At 33.2% G+C, this 17820-nt stretch carries 16 protein-coding genes; 7 read left to right on the top strand and 9 right to left on the bottom strand.

Annotation, left to right across the window (positions count from 1 at the left end; all coding sequences use genetic code 11):
* Positions 1-73: 73 nt before the first annotated feature.
* The 4 genes from CHHT_RS03950 to CHHT_RS03965 all read right to left on the bottom strand — a co-directional run bounded on the left by CHHT_RS03950 (position 74) and on the right by CHHT_RS03965 (position 3468).
* Positions 74-532, bottom strand: coding sequence for a hypothetical protein (locus tag CHHT_RS03950; RefSeq protein WP_074898762.1), 459 nt, complete (start codon positions 530-532; stop codon positions 74-76).
* Between the two features lie 697 nt (positions 533-1229).
* Positions 1230-2360, bottom strand: a complete 1131-nt coding sequence (locus CHHT_RS03955; RefSeq protein WP_059425323.1) for a potassium channel family protein — start codon at positions 2358-2360, stop codon at positions 1230-1232.
* Between the two features lie 25 nt (positions 2361-2385).
* On the bottom strand, positions 2386-2580 hold the full coding sequence (gene rpmB / locus CHHT_RS03960) for a 50S ribosomal protein L28 (protein WP_034961499.1): 195 nt from the start codon (positions 2578-2580) through the stop codon (positions 2386-2388).
* 114 nt (positions 2581-2694) lie between these two features.
* Positions 2695-3468, bottom strand: a complete 774-nt coding sequence (locus tag CHHT_RS03965; RefSeq protein ID WP_034961496.1) for a MetQ/NlpA family ABC transporter substrate-binding protein — start codon at positions 3466-3468, stop codon at positions 2695-2697.
* 287 nt (positions 3469-3755) lie between these two features.
* Here CHHT_RS03965 and thiD point away from each other — a divergent pair, with 287 nt between their 5' ends.
* Positions 3756-4547 carry a bifunctional hydroxymethylpyrimidine kinase/phosphomethylpyrimidine kinase gene (gene thiD, locus CHHT_RS03970; RefSeq protein ID WP_034961494.1) on the top strand — a complete coding sequence of 264 codons (792 nt, stop codon included), beginning with the start codon at positions 3756-3758 and terminating at the stop codon, positions 4545-4547.
* Positions 4548-4594: 47 nt separating this feature from the next.
* On the opposite strand, the gene CHHT_RS03975 is transcribed toward thiD, so the two are convergent.
* The 5 genes from CHHT_RS03975 to CHHT_RS03995 form a co-directional block, all read right to left on the bottom strand.
* Positions 4595-5236: a methionine ABC transporter permease gene (locus CHHT_RS03975; protein WP_034961493.1), complete on the bottom strand. Its 642-nt coding sequence runs from the start codon at positions 5234-5236 to the stop codon at positions 4595-4597.
* A complete protein-coding gene (locus CHHT_RS03980) occupies positions 5233-6201 on the bottom strand; it encodes a methionine ABC transporter ATP-binding protein (protein ID WP_034961491.1) in 969 nt (322 codons plus the stop codon). Before CHHT_RS03980 ends, CHHT_RS03975 begins: the two co-directional genes overlap by 4 nt.
* A 67-nt stretch (positions 6202-6268) precedes the next feature.
* A complete protein-coding gene (locus tag CHHT_RS03985; protein ID WP_034961489.1) occupies positions 6269-6817 on the bottom strand; it encodes a hypothetical protein in 549 nt (182 codons plus the stop codon).
* Positions 6814-8166 carry an AAA family ATPase gene (locus CHHT_RS03990; protein WP_034961487.1) on the bottom strand — a complete coding sequence of 451 codons (1353 nt, stop codon included), beginning with the start codon at positions 8164-8166 and terminating at the stop codon, positions 6814-6816. Before CHHT_RS03990 ends, CHHT_RS03985 begins: the two co-directional genes overlap by 4 nt.
* Positions 8167-8177: 11 nt before the next feature.
* Positions 8178-10799: a valine--tRNA ligase gene (locus tag CHHT_RS03995; RefSeq protein WP_034961484.1), complete on the bottom strand. Its 2622-nt coding sequence runs from the start codon at positions 10797-10799 to the stop codon at positions 8178-8180.
* A gap of 179 nt (positions 10800-10978) precedes the next feature.
* On the opposite strand from CHHT_RS03995, the gene fumC reads away from it, so the two are divergent.
* From fumC to scpC, 6 genes are all read left to right on the top strand, one after another.
* Positions 10979-12376 (top strand): class II fumarate hydratase, encoded by a 1398-nt coding sequence (gene fumC, locus CHHT_RS04000; RefSeq protein WP_034961482.1) that lies wholly within the window; start codon positions 10979-10981, stop codon positions 12374-12376.
* Positions 12377-12606: 230 nt separating this feature from the next.
* Entirely contained in the window at positions 12607-13242 is a 636-nt protein-coding gene (locus CHHT_RS04005) for a hypothetical protein (protein ID WP_051663698.1), read from the top strand.
* A 154-nt stretch (positions 13243-13396) separates the two neighbouring features.
* Positions 13397-13537: a hypothetical protein gene (locus tag CHHT_RS04010; RefSeq protein WP_159428475.1), complete on the top strand. Its 141-nt coding sequence runs from the start codon at positions 13397-13399 to the stop codon at positions 13535-13537.
* A gap of 2 nt (positions 13538-13539) precedes the next feature.
* Positions 13540-13755, top strand: a complete 216-nt coding sequence (locus CHHT_RS04015) for a hypothetical protein (protein ID WP_034961481.1) — start codon at positions 13540-13542, stop codon at positions 13753-13755.
* A 243-nt stretch (positions 13756-13998) separates the two neighbouring features.
* Complete coding sequence (locus CHHT_RS04020; protein ID WP_034961480.1) at positions 13999-16032, top strand: ATP-dependent helicase; 2034 nt, start codon at positions 13999-14001, stop codon at positions 16030-16032.
* 227 nt (positions 16033-16259) lie between these two features.
* Positions 16260-17789, top strand: coding sequence for a succinyl-CoA:acetate CoA-transferase ScpC (gene scpC, locus CHHT_RS04025; protein ID WP_034961479.1), 1530 nt, complete (start codon positions 16260-16262; stop codon positions 17787-17789).
* The last annotated feature ends 31 nt before the right edge of the window (positions 17790-17820 follow it).

The raw sequence follows: 17820 nt of genomic DNA on the forward strand, positions 1-17820 counted from the left end.
AAATCTGCGTCTATAATTCCGTTTTTAATTATTACTTTATTTTTTATTGAGTCTTTATCTCTACTAAATCCTCCTACAACTTTTTTTCAATAGTTCCATTTTCTATAATCACTGTGTTACCTTCTGCATTACCTTCTGAAGCTACACCACCATTGACATATTTAATTTTTCCACCTTTAACTATTGTTTTATTATTAATTACATTTACATCACCTTTATCGCTTTTACCTGTTTCTATTGCAAATATCTGTATATCTTTATTATTTTCAACAATGAGTTTATTATTGCTTACATTTTTTGATTCGCTATATCCGCCCATAGCTTTATTAATTTCCTTTTTTGTACTTAATATCTTTACCTCATTATCTGAATAACTAGATGATGTAAATAAACTATCAGGAAAATTATCAAAATCCTTTAACTCAAAACCGGGTGTTGTACCCCCCCCTATAGGATCATAGACTAACGTCTCACCTGCCAAACAATTTATAGCCACTAAACTTGTAGCTAAAATTACTACTTTAATTTTCATGTTATTCCTTTCTTTGTAAAAGTTACTTTCAGTTCATTTTTTCTTATTTAAAAATTAATTTAACAAATATAAAACTAAAAACACATAGATAAAAACAAATATTTTTATAAATTTTTAAAAATAAATTTAGAAGTTGCCTCCTCCCAAAAAATCTTTTTAGATTTTTTAAAATACTAAAAATCTAAAAATAATAAAAATTTTTTATTAATTTATAGTTCTTAATAAATAATACTAATGAGATTATATATAATTTTTTCTTAAATAAATATAATATAATATAATAATTATCTATTTTTATATAAATATTGATAATATTAGATAATGCATTTTTTGGAAATTTTATATAATTAAAAAATATTTTTTTATTTAGTTTTTAAATACAATAAAAAGATAATTTATTTTGTTTATGATTAAATATCTGTTATCTAGCTCCTTGCAAGATATACTAATCGAAGATATATTAATTGTCATTGAATTATTAAAATTAAATAGAAGCGTGTTGTATATCATTAAAAACAATTAAATTATAATATTAAAATGTATTTAATTGAGAAAAAATTTGCGTTTAAAGATAGTATAGTGTCAAAAACACTTGTTTCTACTTTTATTATCAGTATGGAAATCGAAAGATAACTTATTTTAAGTTTAAATACTAAATATCCATTTTTAAAACTAAAAGTAATAAAAATGGATATTATTAAACATATTTAAATTCCTCTGGTTTGTGTTTGCTAAAAATAAGTTTTTTAGTAGCTCTTATGCTCTCTGCCGTTCCTATGACTAGGAGTTTTGAGCCTGTTCCTATGAGTGTGTCGCCTTTTGGCATAGGTGTAAATTTATTATTTTGATCTCTGATGCCTACGACGTCCGCGTTTGTGATGTCTCTAAGGTGAGTTTCTTTAAGGCGCTTAAATCTAAGCCAAGATAGTTCTGGGACTTTTATCTCTTCTATATCTATAGGTGAGTCTTTTTTGTATAAAAATTGCTCCAACATATTTTCCATATCGGGACGTACACTCACTGCTGAGAGCCTTTGAGCGACAAGTTTTGCCGGGCTTACTACTGAGTTTGCACCGAGCTTTTGTAGCTTTTCGGTATCGTCTTCATTGTCTGAATTCGTCATGATAAAATACGGTTTTATACGTCCAAGCTCTTTTTCATACAATCTAACGGTGGCTATCATGGCTATGTTATCGGCTATATTCGGACTTAGGGTTATGAGTCCTTTGGCGCTTGAGAGATGAGTTTTTAGCAGTGCATTTTGTGTGTGCGGCTCATCTACTATATAATATGGATATTTATATGTTTCGGCAAGCTCTTCTAAATTTTCTTTGTTATCGACTACTACAAACGGTATGTGATTTTCTCTGAATTGTCTGGTTAGTTCTATAGTATAGTTGTTGTGATAGCAGATTACAAAGTGGTTTTTAAGCCTAGCTATTTTGTAGAGCATATTTCTTTCCTTTAAAATTTTTATCAAAGTACCTTTTTTCAGTACTTCTATAACAAGACCCATAGAGAACGTAAAAAGACCAAATCCCATAAGAATAAAAGTTATAGTAAATAATCTTCCGGCGGTATTTATATGTCCGACTTCGGTAAATCCTACAGTTGTAAATGTCATACCGGCTTGATAGATTGCATCTATTAGCGAAAAATTAGTTGTAAAAATATAGCCTAATGCTCCAAAAAGCATCATAGAAACTACAAAGATAAGTGGAAGTCTGAAGTATTTTAGTTGTTGATAAAGTTCATCGTCTAGGCTGTATTGTGGTTTTGGAGTTTCACTCCAGTTGAGGAATTTCTTAATCTTTTGAAGTAAAGACATAAATTCCTCTTCTTAACATAATATTTTAGTTGGCGCTTTGTTTTTTCATTGTTCTAAGTGTAGACGCTGCAACTTTGATTTTTCTAGTTGTACCGTCTTCTAACATAACGCGAACCGTACGAAGGTTTGGCATAAATCTTCTTTTTGTTCTATTATTTGCGTGGCTCACGTTGTTTCCAGTCATCGGGCCTTTTCCTGTTATCGCACATCTTTTTGACATATTTTTTCCTTACAAACAAAAATTTGGGCTGATTATATCTTAAAAAAGTGTAAATCTAGCTTAAATATCTTAAATTATGGGTAGATTTGGGTGAATTCACACCCAAATTTATAATTAGAACGCTGGAATTATGGCGCCTTTGTATTTATCTGCTATGAAATCTTTCACGGCCTTAGTATTTAGTGCTGCGTCAAGCGCTTTGATCTTTTTGCTGTTTTGGTTTCCTTCTTTTACGACTACTATATTTACATATGGACTATCTTTACTCTCTAAAGCAAGAGCGTCTTTTGTAGGATTTAAATTTGCGTTCATAGCAAAATTTGTATTTATCACGGCGATATCTACGTCATCTAAAGTTCTAGGAAGAGTTGCTGCTTCTAACTCTTTAAATTTAAGATTTTTTGAGTTTTTTGTGATATCAAGTGGAGTTCTAAGCTTTGCACTATTATCTACTTCTATAAGTTTTGCATTTACCAAAACATCAAGTGCGCGACTCTCGTTTGTAGGGTCATTTGGAATGCTTATAGTAGCTCCGTCTTTTAGATCTTTTAGTGATTTGATCTTTTTGCTATAAATTCCCATAGGCTCAAGATGTACGCCAGCTGTTTTTACAAGATGTGTGCCTTTGTTTGCATTAAACTCATTTAAGTACGGTATATGTTGAAAATAGTTTGCATCTAAATCACCGTCTTCTACGGCTAAATTCGGCACTACGTAGTCATTAAATACTTTTATCTCAAGCTCGTATCCCTCTTTTTTTAACTCAGGCTTTATAAATTCCAAGATCTCTGCGTGAGGGATCGGAGTAGCTCCTACTTTTATAACTTCGGCAAACGCCGCACTGATAAAGCTGGTCGCAAGTAGCGCCATGGCAACTGTTTTTTTCATTTTAATCTCCTTTTTTAATCTGTTTTGTTTTAAAAATTTCGGTATTATACAAAAAAGATAGATAAAAATCAAGTATTTTTATATGATTTATATATTTTTTATAAATTTATTGCTATATATAGCTAAAATATGGTATTAGATAAAATATATTTTATAGATATATTTTTAAATTTAAAAACAAAATAGGCTTTGATATAAAATGAAATTTATATAAAATAAGTAAATTCATCTAGTTGGTTATTTGTAAAGGCAAAATGTTATAATTTTATAAAAAAACAGAGGATAAAATGAAAAAAGTTTTAAGTATAGCTGGATCTGATTCTAGCGGAGGCGCTGGAATACAAGCTGATATAAAGACGATAACCGCGCATAAGATGTACGCGATGAGTGTTATAACGGCGCTTACTGCTCAAAATACAAATGGTGTTTTTGGCGTTTTGGATGTTGGCGGTGAGTTTATAACTGCTCAGATCGATGCTTGCTTTAGCGATATATTTCCAGATGCACTAAAGATAGGAATGGTCTCAAACGAAGAAATTATCAGATCTATATCTGCCGGACTTAAAAAATGGAATACAAAAAATATCGTCCTTGATCCAGTAATGGTGGCTACAAGCGGTGGCGTGTTGATGAAAGACAGCGCCATAAATGTTTTAATAGACGAACTTTTTAGCATAGCTAACATCATAACTCCAAATATCCCAGAAGCAGAAATCCTAAGCGATATGGTCATAAAAACAACTGAAGATATGCAAAAATCCGCTAAAAAGATATCTAAATTTACAAATGCAGCCGTTCTTGTAAAAGGAGGACATTTGGAAGGTAGCGCCATTGACGTGTTATATAGTGGCGGCGAATTTAGCTTTTTTAACTCAGACAAGATAAAAACTAAAAATACTCATGGCACGGGCTGCACACTTTCTAGCGCTATAGCTTGTGGTTTGGCGGCGAATTTAGATATAAAAACCTCAGTCTTAAAGGCTAAAGATTTTATCACCAAAGCTCTTGCAAATGATATCAAAGTAGGGCAGGGAAATGGCGCTATCGATCATTATTTTAGGATACCAGAGATTTTTTGATGAATTTGCTATTTAAACGGTTTTTATACCGTCAAATAGCTTTAAATTTATTTTTTGGTGATTTTATAAAGTAGATTTCCTATCATCTGTATAACTTGAACCAATACTATCAAGATGATGACTGTGTATGCCATAATGTCTGGACGAAATCTTTGGAAGCCATATCTCATCGCTACATCTCCTAGCCCACCGCCACCTACAGTGCCTGCCATCGCGGTAAATCCTACTATAACTATAAGCGTGAGCGTTATGGCGTTGATGATACTAGGAAGGGCTTCTGGAAGCATAACTCTAAATATAATTTGAGATTTGTTTGCACCAAAGCTAAGTGCAGCTTCTATGATACCATAATCCACTTCATTCATCGCATTTTCTATAAGACGCGCTATAAACGGAGCCGAGCCGATAGTAAGAGGAACGATAGCCGCACTTGTACCTATACTCGTGCCTACTATTATTTTTGTAAGCGGAAAAAGCACGATTATAAGTATGATAAACGGAAAGCTTCTAAGAACATTTACTATCAGATCAAGACTAGAATATACAACCCTATTTGGCATAAGTCCGTTTCGTTTAGTAAGAACTAAGATGATAGCTAAAATCAGCCCTATTATAAAAGCCAAAAAAGTAGATATAAAAGTCATATAAATAGTATCTAAAGTCGCTTCGTAAAGTAGTTTTGGTATCATTGTTCTTCTCCTGCTATTTCATATAAAACGCCTGTTTTTTCTATGTAATCTATGACTTTGGTTTTGTCTTGTTCATTTATATTTATCACGAGGTTTCCAAGGACGTTTTTATCCAAGCGTTCAAGTTTGCCCCAAACTATGTTAAAATCAATATCTAGACTTCTTGCCATACTAGTAATGATGGTATTAAACGCTACTTTTGGCGGGAAGAAAAGCCGTATATTTATGCCAGTTTGTGGTAAAATTTCTTCTTCGCCAAGGAATGTTTTCATATTTTTGTTTGGTTTTAAAAATATGTCGATTATGCTTCCTGAGTTGGTTATGACGCCATCTTCAAGCAGTATAGCCCTGTTTGCTATGCTTTTTACGACTTCCATTTCGTGAGTTACTAGAACTATGGTTATGCCTAATTTCTCATTTATTTCTCTTAGAAGTGCTAGAATTTGATTTGTGGTGTTTGGATCAAGGGCACTTGTAGCTTCATCGCTAAGTAAGATTTTTGGCTTCAAAGCTAAAGCTCTAGCTATAGCTACACGTTGTTTTTGACCGCCTGATAGCGAGTTTGGATAGCTTGTTGACTTATCTTTTAAGCCTACTAGATCAAGCAGCTCATTTACTCTTTTATTTATATAATTATTATCAAATTTCCATAGTCTTAGCGGTGTGGCGATATTTTCAAAAACTGTTTTTCTACTCATCAAAGCAAAGTGTTGAAATATCATACCGATATCTTTTCTAAGCTCTCTTAGCTCACACTCATTTAGCTTAGAAATCTCTTTATCAAAGACCCTAAGGCTGCCACTTTGATAGCTCTCAAGCCCATTAATACAGCGCAAAAGTGTGCTTTTACCAGCACCGCTATGACCGACGATAGCGAAGATTTCACCAGGCTTGATATGAGTGTTGATATCTTTTAAAATCTCGTGTTTATCATAACTTTTGGATAGATTTTTTATTTTTATCATTTTGTTCCTTGCTATACTGAATATTTGTCTATAAAATCTAAAGTAAATTATATAGTATTTATGTAATTTAATTTTTACTTACATTTTTAAATAACTCCAATTTTAGCTCTGAATATCCATTCTTATCGCATGCTATATCTATTTTTATTAATTTTGGATTATTTTTTGTTAAATTTGTTGATGTTTTTTGCTGGTTTGCTCTTTGCGGACAAAGGCAGATAAATTGTTCTTTATTTTTAAAATCCAACTTTTTTGATTTTTTCATGTTATAAGCATCACACAAGTAATGAAATAAAATTTTGCTGCTTTCACATTGTTTTAAGGCTTTATCAAGTGGATTTATATCATTTTTATATTCTGTATTATTGGATTTTAGTTCTACGAAAAAAACTTTACTATCGTCAAATACTATAAAATCACAAGAGGAAATAGCATCTTTGAATAATCCAGCTTTAAATTCATCTTTTTGTTTTAAAACAAAAAAATTGCCATATTTTTTTATGGCTATATGTCTAAATGTACTACCTTTTTTTTCTTTAATTTCATAAACGCCGTTATTTTCACATTTTAATTCTTCGCTTAAGAAACTATAAAAATCTTGTAAATCTTTTTTCATGATTGACTCTTTAAGATTTGTTCGTAAATTTTATCTTGAGTTCTATTTTGTTCGTTTATAATGTCGTTGAAAGTGTCCATGAAAATGCCATCTTCTTGAGTTATTTTAACACTTTCAGTAGTTATTTCATCTTTAATTTTTATAGTTTGATAAGCTCTTACTTTATTAGCGTCTAATTGCATTTGCTTGTTATACTCTTTAAGATTTTTTAAATTTTCATCACTGACATTTTTTAAGCAAATACAAGAGCTAAACTCACGCAAAATATAATCACTATGAGTGCTGATAAACACCTTTATGCCGATATTTACCAACATAACTAAAAGCCTAGCTAGTAAAATTTGATTTCTTGGATGTAAGTTTAATTCTGGTTCATCTATGATTAAAATATCGCCTTTTTGAGCTTTGTATTTTATATATAAATCTAATAAAAATAGAGATTTTACTGAACTTGAAGTTTGTTGTATATCTACGGATTTACAACCAGAAGTAATCTTTACTTTTGCTCCGTTAGCAAATTGTATTCCGCTTTCATTTATTATATATTTTCCGCCAACTATTTGCCAAAGTAGGCCTACAATTTCACGATTTTCACTTTGAGATATGAAGCTTTTTTCTTTTGTTATGTTCGTTCTATCATTTATTGTTTCTATATTATCAATTATTGGTAAAGGATAACGAGACATAGTTGTTTTCATGTAATTATTTATATCTCTAATTAGTGTTTTTTCATCTGCTTGTGCAAGTCCTGCTAGAAGGCTATTTTTATTTAAATTTAATTCATTGTAAAACATATCTATGCCAGTACGCTCTACACTTATTATTTCTATATTTTTAGGTTTGCATATTAATTGAGATATTGTTTGATAAATTAACAACAAATATTTATTTTGAGTCATTATTATATTTTCTTCATTGAAATAATCAAAAATTATCTTTTCATCTTTTTCATAAATGTTTAATGAAATATTTTCTTGATTATAGATTGTTTCAAGATCTAAAATTTGAAATTCTGATTTAAATTTGGCATCAGCATAATTATCAGCGCTACCACCTAAAACTTTTGCAAGATCGTCTTTATAGTGTTTATTTATATCGGATACAAGGTGTTTACATATGTCAATAAATTTGGATTTTTCAATACTAATAGTTTTATCTTCTTGTATAAAATCATTTTTATGTTGCGAAACAAACTCTCCAAGATTTTTAGAAAAAAATTTCCAAAAACCATAAAAAGCATAAACAGCATAGGTTTTACCACTATTATTTTCACCGCAAAGAATAGTTAAGTCGCCAATTTCTATCTCTGCTTGATTTAAGAGTCCTAAATTTTCAACCATAAATTTCATTTTATCACCTTTTAGACATTATTTAAGTTTTTTAATTCGCCAATTACTTTTTCAAATTTAGCTTTTGCGGTGGCTAGGCCTTCGCGGTTAGCTCTTAAGACAGCCTCAGGGGCGTTGGCTACGAATTTTTCATTATTTAGCATATTTTCAAGCTTAGCTATCTCTTTTTCAAGCTTTGATTTTTGTGAGTTTAGTCGTGCTATAATGGCTGTTGTATCCACGCCAGCAAGCGGTATAAAGCTCTCTAAATTCTCGCTCACATCTCTAGCGGAATTTGGGATTATCTCATCTGTTAGCTCTATCTCTTCGCATTTTGCAAGTAGTTTGATGTAATTTGTAACTCCGTTTATATCTATTTTATTATTAAATTTAATATAAGCTTTTTGTACTTTTGCATTGCCTTGATCTATAGTCGCTTTTGCACGCCTTAAGCTTACTATAGCTTCTATGACCGCGCTCCAAGTTTCGACTATTTTTTGATCTGGAGTGGTGATTTTAGGGTATTTCATCACCATTATGGATCTAGAATTTTCTAAGTTTGTACCGCTTAATTCGTGATATAAATACTCGCTGATAAAAGGCATAAACGGGCTTAGTAGCTTCATACTTTCTTTAAATATCATTCCTAGCTCGATCACACTACTTTTATCTACTTTTGATAGCTCAATACCCCAGTCGCAAAACTCATCCCAAAGGAATTTATATATGTCATTTGCTGCGTCATTAAATCTGTATATGTCTAAATTTGATCTTAGTGAATTTACGCAGCTTTTAAAGCGACTTAGCATATATCTACCAAGTTCTGTTTTTATACTATTTTCATCAAAATCAGGGAATTTATCCGCGTTTAGAAGTAGAAATTTACTAGCGTTATAAAGCTTATTTGTGAAGTTTCTTACTAATACCATTTTTTCTTCGCTAAGTCTGATGTCGCGACCTTGAACACAAAGTAAAGTAAGAGTAAAACGCAAGATATCGGCTGAGTATTCGTCTATTTTAGTAAGTGGGTCTATCACATTTCCACTGCTTTTACTCATTTTTTTGCCGTCTTTATCTTTGACAAGAGCGTGAAGATAGATGTCTTTAAACGGAAGTTTGTTAGTTGCATTGTCACACTGAAACATCATCCTAGCAACCCAGAAAAATAGTATATCAAAGCCTGTTATAAGCATAGTATTTGGATAAAATTCGCTCAAATCTCCATCGAACCATTTCTCATTTTTCAGCGCATCACCATTTCCCCAGCCAAGCGTTGAGATAGGCCAAAGTCCTGAGCTAAACCACGTATCAAGAACATCTTTGTCTTGAGTAAATTTATTTCCGCCACATTTTGGGCATTTGAGTGGTTTTTCGTTTTCATCTGCCCACTCATGTCCGCATTCGCAGTAAAATACAGGAATTTGATGTCCCCACCATAGCTGACGGCTTATGCACCAGTCTTTTAGCTCTCTCATCCACGCATTAAAGCTATTTATCCAATGAGATGGGAAAAACTCAGCTCCGCCATCATTTACATTTTGTATCGCCTCGTTTGCGATGTCTGCTTTTACAAACCACTGTTTTGATATGTATGGTTCTACTACATTTTTGCAGCGATAGCAATATCCGACTTGATTTTCATAGTCTTCTATCTTTTCTACAAAGCCTAAAGACTCTAGTTTGGCTACTACTTTATCTCTTGCTTCAAGTCTTTCTAGTCCTTCAAACTCACCGCACTGCTCATTTAATATACCTTTTTCATCAAATACTGTGATGAACTCTAAGCCGTGTTTGTTACCGACTTCATAGTCGTTCGTGTCGTGAGCCGGAGTGACTTTAACTATACCTGTTCCAAAGTCCATATCTACGTGATCATCGGCTATGATTTGTATGCGGCGATTAATGATAGGAAGAGTGACGAATTTGCCTACAAGTTCCTTATATCTCTCATCATTTGGATTGACCATGACGGCAGTATCACCAAAGTACGTTTCTGGTCTAGTTGTTGCGACTATTATAAATTTATCGCTATCAACTATAGGATATTTTATATGATAAAGTTTGCCTTTATTTGCTTTGTGTTCGACTTCCACGTCGCTAAGTGCACCATCGTGAGTACACCAATTTACCATATAGTTTCCGCGAACTATCAAGCCTTTATTGTATAAATTTACAAAAGCTTTTCTTACAGCATTTTTAAGTCCCGCGTCCATAGTAAATCGCTCTCTGCTCCACGCTGGCGTTATGCCAAGACGGCGCATTTGATGTACTATCGTGCCACCACTTTTTTCTTTCCATTCCCAAGTTTTTTTAAGGAATTCTTCGCGTCCGATCTTTTCTTTTGTAGCTCCGTTTGCTAAAAGTTGCTTTTCAACGACATTTTGAGTAGCTATACCTGCGTGGTCAAGTCCAGGCTGCCAAAGCACTTTGTATCCGTCCATTCTTTTATATCTTGTCATTATATCTTGTAAAGTAAATGTAAGAGCGTGCCCTATATGAAGTACTCCAGTGACGTTTGGCGGTGGCATCATTATACAAAATTTCTTATCTTTTTCTAAGATATCTTTGTTTCCATCTATCTCAAAATACCCACGATCTTCCCAAATTTTATAGAATTTTTCTTCAACTTCTTTTGGATTATAAAAATCAGCCATAAATTTACCTTTAGATTTAAAAAATGCTAGATTTTATCTAAATTTAGCTAATAACATACTTACGTAAAATGTGTTATATTCTTAAAAATTACTTTTGTCAATTTTTAATTAGAAGTTAAATTTTATTTTTAAATTTAAATGATATAATCGAAAAATATAATTTTTTGAAAGGAAGCATTATGGAATTTCGCATTGAAAAAGACACAATGGGTGAGATCAAAGTACCAAACGACAAGTATTGGGGAGCTCAAACAGAAAGAAGTTTGGAGAACTTTAAGATTGGTAAAGGCACTATGCCAAGTGAGGTTATAGAAGGTTTTGCGTATCTTAAAAAAGCTTGCGCTATAGTAAATAACAAGCTTGGTCGCTTAGATGATTCTAAGACAAAAGCTATTTCTCAAGCTTGCGATGAGGTTTTAAGCGGAAAATTAGATGGAAATTTCCCACTTGTCGTATGGCAAACAGGAAGCGGAACTCAGTCAAATATGAACTTAAATGAGGTTATAGCTAACCGCTCTACTGAGATATTAGGTGAGGATTTTAGAAATAAAAAATTAGTCCATCCAAATGATGATGTAAATAAAGGTCAAAGCTCAAATGATACTTATCCGACAGCTATGAGAATCGCTTTTGTTTTAGAGCTTCAAAAACAACTTTTTCCTGCGATAGATAAGCTTTTGGCTACACTTGAGGCAAAAAGTAAAGAGTTTAAAAATATTGTAAAGATAGGTAGAACTCACTTACAAGACGCTACTCCTCTAACTTTAGGTCAAGAGTTTAGCGGATACGCTCATATGCTAAAAGCTAGTAAAGCTCAAGTTTTAGCTGCGCTTCCATTTTTAGAAGAGCTTGCTATTGGTGGAACAGCTGTGGGAACTGGTTTAAATTCTCATCCTGATTTTAGTCCTATGGTGAGTGAAGTTTTAAATGACTTAACAAAAACAGAGTTTAAATTCAAATCTCATCCAAATAAATTCCATGGTTTAACAAGTCACGATGCAGAAGTTTTCTTAAGTGGTGCGTTAAACGGACTTGCATCAAATTTAATGAAAATAGCAAATGACATTCGTTGGTTAGCAAGCGGTCCAAGATGTGGTATCGGCGAGATAAATATCCCTGAAAACGAGCCTGGAAGCTCTATTATGCCTGGTAAAGTAAATCCTACTCAATGTGAAGCCGTAACTATGGTAGCAGTCCAAGTAGCAGGAAATCACGTAAGCGTTGCGATGGCTGCGTCTCAGGGTAACTTTGAGCTAAACGTATTTAAGCCTGTGCTTACTCATAACTTGCTTGAGAGTATTCGTCTTTTAAGTGATGCTATGGTCAGCTTCAATGATCATTGTGCTGTGGGAATCACTGCAAATGAAGCCAAAATCGATAAACTTCTTCACGAAAGCCTTATGCTTGTAACTGCTTTAAATCCACATATTGGATATGAAAATGCAGCAAAAATAGCAAAAACAGCCCACAAGCACGGCACAACTTTAAAAGAAGAAGCTATAAATTTAGGTCTTTTAACAGCTGCTCAGTTTGATGAATGGGTAAAACCTGAAGATATGACCGCTCCTAAGAAATAATTTTCTATATTTTCGGAGTTGCTTACGCGACTCCGACTTGCCTTGTTTGATTTATATATTTTTCTTCGATTACGCATAAATTTCGTACAAAAATTACCATACGTAACACTAAAATAACGTTTTGCTAACTTTATATTGCCTATTTGTTTAATTTAAGCTTGTTTTTATGGGGGGGGGTATAATCATATGTGGATTTTGAAATAAATCCAAATCTATTTTTAAGGATTTCTATGACAAACATAGTTAAATTTGGTACAAAAGTTTTAGTTGCAAGTGCTTTGATGAGTAGCGCTGTTTTGGCTGAGGGTACATTTGTAGGTGTTGAAGGTGCATTTGTACAAAGCAAAGTGAATTTAGATAGTGATGCGAACGAATTTTTTAGCGATCCAAAAGATGGTGCTTTTGAATTTGGTTTTAAAGCTGGTCAAGATTTTGGAGATTATAGACTTTGGGCTGGTTATTTTTACAGAACTAAAGCTAGCGAAAAATATTCGTTTTCGGGCCCAGGAGGTTATGTGAATGCTGAGATTAATTGGAAATCTCATAATTTTGTAGTTGGTGCTGATTATACTCCATCTATTACTGAAAACTTTAAAGCTTTATTGGGTGCTTATACTGGTTTGGCAATAACAAAATCAGAGATTAAAGGTGATGCTTCATTAGCATCAAGATATGAATTTTCAGATAGTGGTTCTGAAACAGATGCTGGTGCTTTGATAGGTTTAAGACTTGGTGGAATTTATTTAATTGATCAAAGTAATGAGCTTGAATTCGGTGTAAAAACTGACTATACAAAAACAGGTATCGATGGAGCTGATGATGCAACAAGCTATGGCGTATACGTAGGCTATAACTACAAATTCTAAACTCGTTTTATTTAAAAGACCGAAGAAATTCGGTCAATTTGTCTAATAAATTTATATTAAGTTATTTGTTGGGAGATTAAATTTGTTTTATTTATAAAATATATTTAATTTGCTATAATTTCATAAATTTAAACCCAACAAAAAGGAAGCAAATATGAAAAAAAGTTTTATTGTTAAAGCTTTGCTTTTGAGCGTTTTGTGTTTTATTAATTTATTTGGCGATGAGATTGATAAATTTAGCATAAATGATGCTTTAAATAGCAAATTTGGGCAAAAATATCTAAATAAAATATAGCTTTGGAATTTGGTAGCGGATATGTTGGAGAAATTTTTAAAGGCGAAAGTTTTAAGAAAACTACGAGTAGAAGTTTTGCAGATGATGAAACTAGCAGGTATGATATACTAACTGGAGAAGTTAAAACTGTAAGCAAAAAAGACGGTAAAAGCAGCCTTGAAAAAGAATGCCAGTATGCTTTTATATCTGCTCTTAGAGTAGCTCAAAAAAAGCTTTAAAGAAAGGTTATGGTAAGATAGTAAATATCACTACGTATCTAAAAACAATAAGTTAGATAGCAAAGATGAATTTATATGCGGTCACAAGACGTTAAAAAATGTCGGTATCGCTTATGATTATGCTAAATAAATATAGGAATTTATAAATATTACGCTTATAAATTGAGAATTTATGTTTTTTGGTTCGTATCATTATAAATTTAGTAAAAAGAGGCTAAAATTATCACTTTTTAAAGGAGTTTTATGCCACTTTCAAAACTAAACCGCGAGCAATACAGCGCAGCTACGACTTCAATGGGACGAAATTTAGTCATAGCTAGTGCAGGAACTGGAAAAACCAGTACGATCGTTGCTCGCATAGCTCATCTTTTAAATTTAGGTATAAAACCAGAAAAAATTCTACTTCTTACATTTACAAACAAAGCTTCAAGCGAGATGTTAGAGCGTCTCGGTAGATTTTTTGATAAAAAAATAGTAAATTTAGTCACTGCTGGGACTTTTCACTCAGTATCAAATTCGCTTTTAAAAAAGTTAAATAAAGGCGTCATTTTAAAGCAGCCAAGTGAGCTCAAAACGCTTTTAAAAAGCTTAGTAGAAAGGCGCGAATTTCATAGAATAGGCGAAGTAAAAGCCTATAGTGGAGCTTATCTTTATGACATTTATTCGCTTTTTTGCAACTCTTGTGTAAATAACGAAAGCTTTGCTGATTGGTTTAGCGTAAATTATGACGATCAGGCACAGTACGCAGAAATTTATGAAGATATCTTGCGTGAGTTTGAAAATGAAAAAGCAAAGTTCAACTATGCTGATTTTAATGACTTACTAATCAAAATGCGAGGTGAGTTAAGAAAGGGAGCAAGGATAGAATTTGATGAAATCCTAGTCGATGAGTACCAAGATACGAATTCTCTTCAAGGCTCTTTGATAGATGCTTTTAAGACCAAAAGTCTGTTTTGCGTGGGTGATTTTGACCAAAGTATATATGCATTTAATGGTGCAAATATCGATATCATAGGTGGATTTAGTGAGCGCTATAAGGACGCTAGAATTCATACTTTAAATATAAATTATAGAAGTAGCTCAAAGATACTCGCTCTTGCGAATAAAGTTATTTCAAATAATCCTCGTCTTTATCCAAAAGAGCTTACTGTAAGTCGCGCGGGTAATTTTAAAGCCCCAAAACTTTTAGTTTATGAAGAGCTGTTTCATCAATATGAAAATATCTCTGAGATGGTGGCAAATAGTATATATAAAAAAGACGATATCGCGATAATTTTTCGCAATAATTCAAGTGCAGACGGACTTGAGGTCGCTTTAAAAGAACAGGGGATAGCGTGCAAAAGAAAGGGCGGCGTTAGTTTTTTTGAAGCTAAAGAGATAAAAGCGCTTATAGATCTGATAGGAATTTTTGTTAATCCAAAAGATATTATGGCGTTTATCCATATATTTGAATACGCGCGCGGTGTGGGAAATGCAGCTGCTAAAGAGATATTTGATACACTTTTGGTTTTAGGAGATAATGATATCGTAAAAGGGCTTTTAAATCCGGATAAAAGCGTGAAAGTTTATGAGAAAAAAAATAAGAATTATCAGCTCGGGCTTTTTGACGATTTTAGCGAATTTATGGATAGTGCGAGATTTGCCGGTCTTGGATTTGATCCGTTATTTATGAGTAATCCAGTGCTGAATTATTCGAATTTAAACAACAATGGGGCGATCTTTTTATCAAGTCTTTATGAGCTTTTAAAGCAAATTCAAAACGAAACAAACTCTTATGGTGTAGTAAATTCTGTCATAAACTCAAAAGTTTATGGCATCATAGTAGAGTATTTAGCACATAAAAGAGCCACTTTAAAAAACGGAAATGTCGATGAAGAGCTTAAAAAAGAAGCAGTAAATAGAATTTACGCAAAAGCAAAAGTGCTTTTAGAAATGAGTAAGCGCCATAATCATTGTGATATATTTTATAACTTTTTGACTCTTGGTAGATCTGAGATGAGCGAAGGCGAGGGCGTAAATTTACTAACCGTGCATGCTAGTAAGGGGCTTGAGTTTGGACAAGTTTTTGTTGTAGATCTAGCACAGAACCGTTTTCCGAATTTAAAACTTATGGGAATGGGCGGGAGCTTAGAAGAAGAAAGAAGGCTATTTTACGTAGCAGTTACAAGGGCACGTGACGAGCTGTATCTTAGCTATGCAAAATATGATAAAATCAGAAAAATGGACTATAAACCGAGCTGTTTTTTAGAAGAAGCGGCGATGGTAAAGCGATTTTGATGATGTGTAAATTTAAATCATAATTTATCGTTTAACCATTTTTTGTCGCTATAGCTAAATTTATATAAAGTTATCTTTTGAAACATTTTGGAAGATATGATAAGTTACATATTTACACATAATCTATATCTAAAAATATACTTAAAATATTTTATTACTAACAAATTTAATGATAAAAATTACGGCAAAATTGTTATAATCAAATCACTTAAGTTTAAAGGATAAAAATGATAGATAACACCATTACAGATACCAGTCGTATTAAGGATGCAAGGTTCTTAAGCAAAATAATCAAAGCAGATGACGCGGCGGCTTTGATAGGTGATGGCTCTACAGTCGGCTTTAGTGGTTTTGTCGGCGCTGGAAGTCCGCTATACGTACCTTTGGCGATAGCTAAGAAAGCTGAGAATTTACATGAGCTTGGAAAACCGTATAAAATAAATATCTATTCTGGTGCTAGTACCGACGTCGATCTTGATGGAGCGCTAGCAAGAGCTAAAGCAGTAGGCTTTAGAACACCGTTTAATACAGATCCGAATATGAGAGCTTGTATCAACTCAGGAGAGACGAAATATCTTGATGTTCATCTTTCAAGTTTGGCTTGGCAAGTAGAGGCTGGGTATTTTGGTAACATGGATTTTGCTGTAATTGAAATTTCTGGGATTACTGAAAATGGAGAGTTGATCCCTACTACTTCAGTAGGAAACAATCAAGCTTGGCTAAACTATGCAGACAAAATCATTTTAGAGTTAAATATCCATCAGCCAAAAGAGCTTGATGGTTTTCACGATGTCTATTTGCAACCACTTCCTCCGCATAGAGATCCTATACCGCTAAAAACAGCTAGAGATAGGATAGGAACTCCGTATATGAAAGTGGATTTTTCTAAGGTAGTTGGCATTGTTTTAAGCTCAACTGAAGATAGGCTAAATAAATTTACTCCGCTTGATGATATCTCTATAGCTATAGGAGATCACGTGGTTGATTTCTTAAAAATGGAAGAAACTGCTGGACGTTTGCCAAAAGGTAAGCTTTTGCCTTTGCAAAGCGGTATCGGAAACGTAGCAAATGCTGTTTTAGCCGGACTTCAAAGAGCTGGGTATAGGGGGCTTGATTGTTATTCTGAAGTGATACAAGATGGAATGCTAGAGCTTATAAAAAACGGAGTTGTCGATTTTGCTTCTGCTTCTGCTTTGTCGCTTAGCCCTGATGGAGTCAAGGATTTTAGAGCTAATGTCGAATTCTATAAAGAGCATATAGTTTTACGTCCTCAAGAAATTTCAAATAGTCCGGAGGTTATCCGTAGACTTGGCGTGATCGCAATGAATGGAATGCTTGAAGCAGATATCTATGGAAACGTAAATTCAACAAACGTAATGGGAACCCAGATAATGAACGGTATAGGCGGTAGTGGGGATTTTGCTAGAAATGGATATCTTTCTATATTTTTAACGCCGTCTATGGCAAAAGGCGGAGCGATTTCTGCTATAGTGCCTTTTGTGAGCCACTTAGATCATACAGAGCATGATTCTATGGTGATCGTAACGGAGTACGGTTTTGCCGATTTGCGTGGTTTATCTCCAAAAGAGCGTGCTAAAAAAATGATAGCTATCGCTCATCCAGACTATAGGCAAATGTTGCAAGATTATTTTGATCGTGCTTGTAGTGAGCCAAAAGCAGGCCATACGCCTCATATTTTAAGTGAAGCTCTTAGTTGGCATGATCGTTATAAAAAAACAGGAACTATGAAAATTTAAATTTACAAGTCCGAATTTATCTGAATTCGGA

It is taken from the genome of Campylobacter hyointestinalis subsp. hyointestinalis (assembly GCF_013372145.1).
Lineage (GTDB): Bacteria > Campylobacterota > Campylobacteria > Campylobacterales > Campylobacteraceae > Campylobacter > Campylobacter hyointestinalis.

Coding starts and splice junctions, on each gene's coding strand:
- CHHT_RS03950 (WP_074898762.1), bottom strand. CDS start 532: ATGAAAATTAAAGTAGTAATTTTAGCTACAAGTTTAGTGGCTATAAAT.
- CHHT_RS03955 (WP_059425323.1), bottom strand. CDS start 2,360: ATGTCTTTACTTCAAAAGATTAAGAAATTCCTCAACTGGAGTGAAACT.
- rpmB (WP_034961499.1), bottom strand. CDS start 2,580: ATGTCAAAAAGATGTGCGATAACAGGAAAAGGCCCGATGACTGGAAAC.
- CHHT_RS03965 (WP_034961496.1), bottom strand. CDS start 3,468: ATGAAAAAAACAGTTGCCATGGCGCTACTTGCGACCAGCTTTATCAGT.
- thiD (WP_034961494.1), top strand. CDS start 3,756: ATGAAAAAAGTTTTAAGTATAGCTGGATCTGATTCTAGCGGAGGCGCT.
- CHHT_RS03975 (WP_034961493.1), bottom strand. CDS start 5,236: ATGATACCAAAACTACTTTACGAAGCGACTTTAGATACTATTTATATG.
- CHHT_RS03980 (WP_034961491.1), bottom strand. CDS start 6,201: ATGATAAAAATAAAAAATCTATCCAAAAGTTATGATAAACACGAGATT.
- CHHT_RS03985 (WP_034961489.1), bottom strand. CDS start 6,817: ATGAAAAAAGATTTACAAGATTTTTATAGTTTCTTAAGCGAAGAATTA.
- CHHT_RS03990 (WP_034961487.1), bottom strand. CDS start 8,166: ATGAAATTTATGGTTGAAAATTTAGGACTCTTAAATCAAGCAGAGATA.
- CHHT_RS03995 (WP_034961484.1), bottom strand. CDS start 10,799: ATGGCTGATTTTTATAATCCAAAAGAAGTTGAAGAAAAATTCTATAAA.
- fumC (WP_034961482.1), top strand. CDS start 10,979: ATGGAATTTCGCATTGAAAAAGACACAATGGGTGAGATCAAAGTACCA.
- CHHT_RS04005 (WP_051663698.1), top strand. CDS start 12,607: ATGACAAACATAGTTAAATTTGGTACAAAAGTTTTAGTTGCAAGTGCT.
- CHHT_RS04010 (WP_159428475.1), top strand. CDS start 13,397: ATGAAAAAAAGTTTTATTGTTAAAGCTTTGCTTTTGAGCGTTTTGTGT.
- CHHT_RS04020 (WP_034961480.1), top strand. CDS start 13,999: ATGCCACTTTCAAAACTAAACCGCGAGCAATACAGCGCAGCTACGACT.
- scpC (WP_034961479.1), top strand. CDS start 16,260: ATGATAGATAACACCATTACAGATACCAGTCGTATTAAGGATGCAAGG.